This is a genomic window from Methylotenera sp., assembly GCF_030653755.1.
Lineage (GTDB): Bacteria > Pseudomonadota > Gammaproteobacteria > Burkholderiales > Methylophilaceae > Methylotenera.
In genome coordinates, this window is the sequence record NZ_JAURYU010000030.1 from 21,716 (window position 1) to 28,558 (window position 6,843).

The following is a 6,843-nucleotide window of genomic DNA, read 5'->3' on the forward strand; positions in this document are numbered from 1 at the left end:
CAGAAAACTTTAAAGAGACAAAAAATGGACGATCTAAAAAAACGAGCACTTGATTACCATCAGTTTCCAATACCAGGAAAACTGAGTGTAGAGTCATCAAAACCTTGTGTTACGCAAGATGACTTGTCTCTTGCCTATACGCCTGGTGTTGCAGAGCCTGTACGAGAAATCCACGCCGATGCAAGTAATGCATATAAGTACACTAATAAAGGAAACCTAGTGGCGGTGATTACCGATGGCACCGCTGTATTGGGCTTAGGTAATATGGGCGCACTGGCGAGTAAGCCTGTGATGGAAGGTAAGGCGGTATTGTTTAAACGCTTTGCTGGCATTGATGTATTTGATATTGAAATTAATGCAAAAACACCTGATGAGTTCATTGAAACTGTGGTGAATATTTCACCAACATTTGGAGGCATTAATTTAGAAGATATTGCCGCACCACACTGTTTTTATATAGAAAATGAACTGAAAAAGCGGTTGGATATCCCCGTGTTTCATGATGATCAGCACGGAACAGCAGTAATTGTTGCCGCAGCCATGTTGAATGCGCTGGATTTGCAGGGCAAAACATTATCAACTGCAAAAATCGTGTTTTTGGGAGCTGGTGCAGCAGGGTGCTCTTGTGCCAAGTTGCTTAAAAATATGGGGGCGAATCACATCACGATGGTAGATAGAACTGGCGTGCTGGATACTAACAGACCTGACCTACATGATAATAATCGTGAGCTTGCGATTGCAGCATGTGACATTAAAACATTGGCAGATGCAATGCTAGATGCTGACGTGTTCATTGGTGTTTCAGCTAAAAATGCACTCGATGCTAGCCTGATAAAAGGCATGGCAAAAAATCCAATTATTTTTGCATTGGCTAACCCTGATCCTGAAGTGTTGCCAAGTGTGGCGCATGCGATTCGTGATGATATTTTGATGGCAACTGGACGCAGTGATTTTCCTAATCAGGTTAATAATGCGCTGTGCTTTCCTTATTTATTTAGAGGGGCATTAGACGCTAAAGCTAAACAGATTACAGAAGCGATGAAGATTGCAGCGGCACATGCACTTAGTGAGCTTGCCCGAGAACCAGTACCAGCTGAAGTGTTGGCTGCTTACAATCTCCAAGCGCTTGAGTTTGGTAAAACTTACATTATTCCTAAACCCTTTGATCCACGCCTGTTAGCGCGTGTATCAAAAGCAGTGGCTGAGGCGGCGTAAATGGCTAGCGTGCGTAACAGGCCAAAGAATCTTAATCTTTTTACGATTCGTTTGCCTATTAACGCTGTGGTGTCGATTTTGCATCGCATGAGTGGCATGTTGTTGTTTTTATTAATTCCTGTGCTTATTTGGTCTATGCAAGCTTCATTAAGCAGTGAGGTGAGTTTTAGTGAATTGGGTAAGATGTTCCAGCACTGGATATTAAAGCTGATTTTAATTGGGTTTTCCTGGCCATTTTTTCACCATCTATATGCAGGGTTAAGACATTTGGGACAAGACGTGCATTGGATGACAACACTCAATAAAGCGAGATTTTCTAGTCGAATTGTGTTGATGTTAGGGGTCTGTTCGATGCTTATTTTTGCTTATTATATTTGGTAAAAGCCACGCTTATGTTGATAGAGCTACTGACAAAAAAATATCCAGGCATGCGTTTATGGCTAACACAGCGTATCTCAGCAGTCGTCATGGTGGTTTATTTGTTCCTGATGCTGCTGGCATTGGCGATTAGGCAGCCTGCCAATTATGAATCATGGTTAGGCTTGATGTCACCATGGTGGTGGCGCATATTAACTTTAGTGTTTTTTGTTAGTTTATTTGTACATGCATGGCTTGGCGTGCGGGATGTATTTAAAGATTATGTCTTTAACTTAAAGTTACGCGCGTTTTTGCAGATTGTCGTTGATATGTTGTTGATTGGTTATCTGTGCTGGGTAAGCATTATTTTATGGAAGCTTTAAGTCTCATATGAATATACAAAATCATCAGTTTGATGCAGTGATTGTCGGTGGCGGTGGCGCTGGGTTGCGCGCTTCTTTACAGTTGGCAGAAGCAGGCGTGAAGGTTGCGGTACTGTCTAAAGTCTTCCCTACACGATCACATACTGTGGCGGCGCAAGGTGGTGTGGCCGCGGCTTTGGGTAATGTATCTGGCGATAACTGGCTTTGGCATATGTACGACACGATTAAAGGTTCTGATTATTTAGGTGATCAGGATGCCATTGAATTTATGTGCAAAAATGCCGCTAAAGCCATTATCGAGCTTGAGCATTTTGGCATGCCGTTTGATCGCTTAGAGAATGGCAAAATATTTCAGCGTCCATTTGGTGGGATGACGCAAAATTTTGGTGAAAAGCCTATTTCACGTACCTGTGCGGTGGCAGATAGAACAGGGCATGCCATGTTGCATACTTTGTATCAACGTAATATCCGTGCAAATACTCAATTTTTTGTTGAATGGTTTGCATTAGATTTAATTAGAGACGCTGATGGCGACGTGCTCGGCGTAATTGCGCTAGAAATTGAAACGGGTGATATTCATGTGTTGCAAGCTAAAACCACAATGCTAGCAACGGGCGGGGCTGGCCGTATATTTCAGGCGAGTACTAATGCTTTTATAAACACAGGAGATGGTCTTGGTATGGCGGTACGCGCTGGTCTGCCGTTACAGGATATGGAGTTCTGGCAGTTCCACCCCACAGGTGTTCTACACGCAGGTGTGCTAATTACCGAAGGGGTGCGCGGCGAAGGTGGCTATTTAGTTAACTCTGAAGGCGAGCGTTTTATGGAGCGTTATGCTCCTAATGCGAAAGATTTAGCGAGCCGAGATGTAATTTCTCGCGCCATTGCCACAGAAATTAAAGCTGGTCGCGGTGTTGGTAAAAATAAAGATGCGATTTATTTGAAGCTTGACCATTTGGGCGAAGAGCTAATTAGTAAGCGTCTGCCTGGTATTCGTGAAATTGCTAAAACTTTTGCGAATGTTGACCCTGTAGTTGACCCAATTCCGATTGTGCCGACAGCTCACTACATGATGGGCGGAGTTCCAACCAATTTAGATGGACAAGTAGTAGAGCCTAGTAATGGCAGCGAAAAAATCGTGAATGGCCTGTATGCGGTAGGCGAGTGCGCTTGCGTTTCAGTGCATGGTGCTAATCGATTAGGTTCAAACTCACTGTTAGATTTAGTGGTATTTGGCAAAGTAGCAGGTGACAAAATGGCGCAAGAGATTGCGTTAAATCAGCCGCATAAGCCATTGCCAGTAGATGCTACAGATAAAACTTTGGCACGTATCAATCGCTTAAATGCGCAAAAAGATGGTGAGAATGTGGCTGAAGTAGGCGCTGCAATGCGTAAAACTATGCAAACCAATTGCGGTGTGTTTAGGTTTCCAGATTTACTGCAAGACGGTGTTACTCGCATTAATGAAATTGCTGAGCGTGTGCAGCGTATTGAAATTAAAGATAAAAGCCAAGTGTTTAACACTGCGCGTATCGAGGCCTTGGAATTAGATAACTTAATTGAAGTTGCTGTGGCTACGATGCATGCAGCCAACAACCGACAAGAAAGCCGCGGTGCACATGCGCGCGAAGACTTTTCGGAGCGAGATGATGAAAACTGGTTAACGCATTCACTTTACTATAAAAAAGACCATCAGTTGCTTTATAAACCTGTGCGTTTGCAACCATTAACGGTGGAACCATTTGTACCTAAAGCGAGGGTTTATTAATGGACACTTCTAAAAACAATATTTCTTGGGCGAATTGCTGCGTTGCACGTCACTCGCAACCTCGCAGTACCCATTGTACTGTCTCAGTTACTACGTTCCGTGCGCCTTGCACTTCATCCCAATATCTAACGTTTTTCGAGGTGTTCAAGTGAAGTTCTCTATTTATAGATACAACCCAGATGAAGATAAAAAGCCTTACATGCAAGATTATGAAATTGAATTGCAGGAAGGAGACCAAATGTTATTGGATGCGCTGATTCGTATCAAGCAATACGATGATACCTTGTCACTGCGTAAGTCTTGTCGTGAAGGTGTGTGCGGTAGTGATGCCATGAATATTAATGGTAAAAATGGGCTTGCCTGTACTACCAAGCTATCCGAGCTTGAGCAACCTGTTGTGCTACGCCCAATGCCAGGCTTACCTGTGATACGTGACCTAGTTGTTGATATGACGCAGTTTTTTGAGCATTACAATTCGGTAAAACCGTATTTGATTAACGATGACCCGTTGCCAGAAACTGAGCGTCTGCAAAGCCCAGAAGACCGTGCAAAACTAGATGGCTTGTATGAATGCATTATGTGTGGCGCTTGTACTACTTCGTGCCCAAGTTTTTGGTGGAATCCTGATAAATTTGTTGGGCCATCTGGTTTGATGCAAGCTTACCGTTTTATTGTCGATTCTCGCGATCAGGCAGAAGCAGAGCGCTTAGAGAATCTAGAAGATCCATACCGATTGTATCGCTGCCACAATATTATGAACTGTGTAGATGTGTGCCCAAAGAAACTGAACCCGAATGCTGCGATTGCCAGCATTAAAGACTTAAAAATAGAGCGTGCAAAAGAAGCTAAAACGACAAAGAAAACGTTATCAATTAAAGCGATTTGAGGCGCCATGATGATGAATGCAGAAAACTTAAGAGATGCTGAACAAAGACGCTTTGCGTGGCGCTGTAGAAGAGGATTGCTGGAGCTTGATATTGTGCTGCAAGACTTTGTGCAGCATCAGTACGATGCACTCACTTTGGCAGAGTTGCAAGTGTTCGATGCCTTACTCACCTTGCCAGACAATGACTTCTGGGCATTGATTAACAATACTAGCGTGATGAATAAAGCGATTAGTGCAAAAGAAGAAGCAAGAAATGCGATGATTTACAAAATTAAGACGGCCAGATTAAACAAACTACAGGAGGCTGAATAAGATGATGATGCATATAGGTGAAGAGCCAATCACTTTCGACGCCAAAGCGCTGGGCGACTATTGGCCTGGTATCCAGTTATATTATCCGCCAGTCAAATATGCGCCAAGCTTGGGTATTTATGAGGATATGGAGCAAGCATCAGCACGTATGAAAAAACATGCGCACTTTACGCATGCCCATACGCTGATTTTTGACTTAGAAGACGGTTGTCGCCAAAAAGCAATGAGCCGTGATTTATTACGGCAAGAGCTCCCCTTGCTGCGTAAGATGAATGAGCGCGTCACTGTTGCTATCCGTGCTAACTCATTTAGAACTGATGAGTACGAGTTGGATATGCAATTGGTGCGTGACATGGGGGAATACATTGATGTCGTGATGTTGGCTAAAGCGGGTGAAGCTTATGGCGCAGCTGAGGTGCGTGATTTATCCAGCTTTTTACTCAGTGTGAACTCAAAAATTACGATTCAGCCGATTATTGAGCACCCAAAATCGTTAAAAATAGCACCAGATTTGATGCAGTACAGCACGGTTAAACATGTGGTGTTTGGGATTCATGACTTTTCAAAAGCGATGGGCATTCAAATCACGCCAGAAAACTGGATTGATGAACTACAGTTTTACATGAACACCTTGATGTTTGAAGCACGTATTGCAGGTAAAGGTGTGATTGGTGGCGTGGAGACCTTAATCGGCGCCAGTGCTATGCCAGAAAAATACTTAGAGCCACATGATGTGCGACGCTGGCTGGATTTGCATGGCGACAACGAATCACGTGTTGTCTATAAGCATGCTTGTAAAGAGGCAGCAATGGGCTTAACGGGTAAGCAAGTCATCCATCCTGGGCATATCCACCTTTGTAAAACTGCTTATACACCTTCTCCAACTGAGGTTGCACAAAAAGTTAACATATTAAAAGCCGCCATTGAAGCTGATGCGTTACTAGGCGGCGCCATTAAATTTGATGGAGAAATGCTAGACCCGCCCATGTTTGGTAAAGCCTTGCAGACTTTATTGAGAGCGCATGCATTGCGTGCGCTTAAAGCTAGCGATATGGAATTTGCTTTACACGTTTTACAACTGCTACCTGCACAGGTTGTGCGAGAAAACTGGCCATATGGAGTGCTCTTATAATGTTGACTGACTTTCCAAAGTGGGATTGGCAAATTCCAGAATATTTTAATATTGGTGTCGCTTGCTCTGATAATCACTTAGGCACGGCGCAAGCTGATGAGATTGCCATGGTTGTAGAAGATGATGCCTTAGGTACTTCTACCATTACTTTTGAAGAGTTAGCACTTAAAACTAATCTTTTTGCACAAGTATTGCGTGATTTAGGCATTAAAGTCGGCGATCGTGTATTAATTCGCTTACCTAATAGTTTGGATTATCCAATTGCTTTTCTAGGTGCGATGAAAATGGGCGCTATTTCAGTGCCAACCTCCACCTTGCTCACGGCTGAAGAAGTGGCCTATTTAGCCAAAGATTCAGGGGCTGCGGTGCTGGTGACAGATGCTACCGCATGGAGTGCTATGCAATCGCAGCTAGAGGGTGCTTTAGGAAATACGCCAAACCTAAAACATGTGCTTTTAACGCAGCTAACACAGGCAATTACGCCTAGTAAACTGGCGGTGCATGACCTTGAGCTGACGATGGCAAGCGTGGGAGCAGTAGAAGAGATGCCCCTCACCAAAGCCGAAGACCCAGCTTATCTGGTGTATACCTCAGGGACTACTGGCTACCCTAAGGGCGTACTGCACGCACACCGCGCTTTATTAGGACGCCAACCCGCAGCAGAGTATTGGTTTAATTACAGTGAGAAAGTGCAAGATAGAATCATGCACTCTGGCAAGTTTAACTGGACCTATGTGCTAGGTACTGGTTTGATGGATCCTTTGTACTTAGGTAAAACTGTGATTGTGCA

Annotated in this window: 8 protein-coding genes; all 8 read left to right on the forward strand. The window is 43.8% G+C overall.

What is annotated here, in order from left to right:
* Positions 1-24 precede the first annotated feature (24 nt).
* On the forward strand, positions 25-1,215 hold the full coding sequence (locus tag Q7U33_RS06065) for a malic enzyme-like NAD(P)-binding protein (protein WP_304858739.1): 1,191 nt from the start codon (positions 25-27) through the stop codon (positions 1,213-1,215).
* A complete protein-coding gene (sdhC, locus tag Q7U33_RS06070; RefSeq protein ID WP_304858740.1) occupies positions 1,216-1,596 on the forward strand; it encodes a succinate dehydrogenase, cytochrome b556 subunit in 381 nt (126 codons plus the stop codon).
* Positions 1,597-1,607: 11 nt separating this feature from the next.
* On the forward strand, positions 1,608-1,955 hold the full coding sequence (gene sdhD / locus Q7U33_RS06075; protein WP_304858741.1) for a succinate dehydrogenase, hydrophobic membrane anchor protein: 348 nt from the start codon (positions 1,608-1,610) through the stop codon (positions 1,953-1,955).
* Between the two features lie 7 nt (positions 1,956-1,962).
* The gene (gene sdhA / locus Q7U33_RS06080; RefSeq protein WP_304858742.1) at positions 1,963-3,723 is read left to right on the forward strand and encodes a succinate dehydrogenase flavoprotein subunit; all 1,761 of its coding nucleotides are present in this window, start codon (positions 1,963-1,965) and stop codon (positions 3,721-3,723) included.
* Between the two features lie 148 nt (positions 3,724-3,871).
* Positions 3,872-4,609: a succinate dehydrogenase iron-sulfur subunit gene (locus tag Q7U33_RS06085; protein ID WP_304858743.1), complete on the forward strand. Its 738-nt coding sequence runs from the start codon at positions 3,872-3,874 to the stop codon at positions 4,607-4,609.
* A gap of 9 nt (positions 4,610-4,618) precedes the next feature.
* Positions 4,619-4,921, forward strand: a complete 303-nt coding sequence (locus Q7U33_RS06090) for a succinate dehydrogenase assembly factor 2 (RefSeq protein WP_370651991.1) — start codon at positions 4,619-4,621, stop codon at positions 4,919-4,921.
* Between the two features lies 1 nt (position 4,922).
* Positions 4,923-6,053 (forward strand): CoA ester lyase, encoded by a 1,131-nt coding sequence (locus Q7U33_RS06095; protein WP_304858745.1) that lies wholly within the window; start codon positions 4,923-4,925, stop codon positions 6,051-6,053.
* The coding region (locus Q7U33_RS06100) for an AMP-binding protein (protein WP_304858746.1) at positions 6,053-6,843 on the forward strand (791 nt) is incomplete at its 3' end. The genes Q7U33_RS06095 and Q7U33_RS06100, both read left to right, overlap by 1 nt.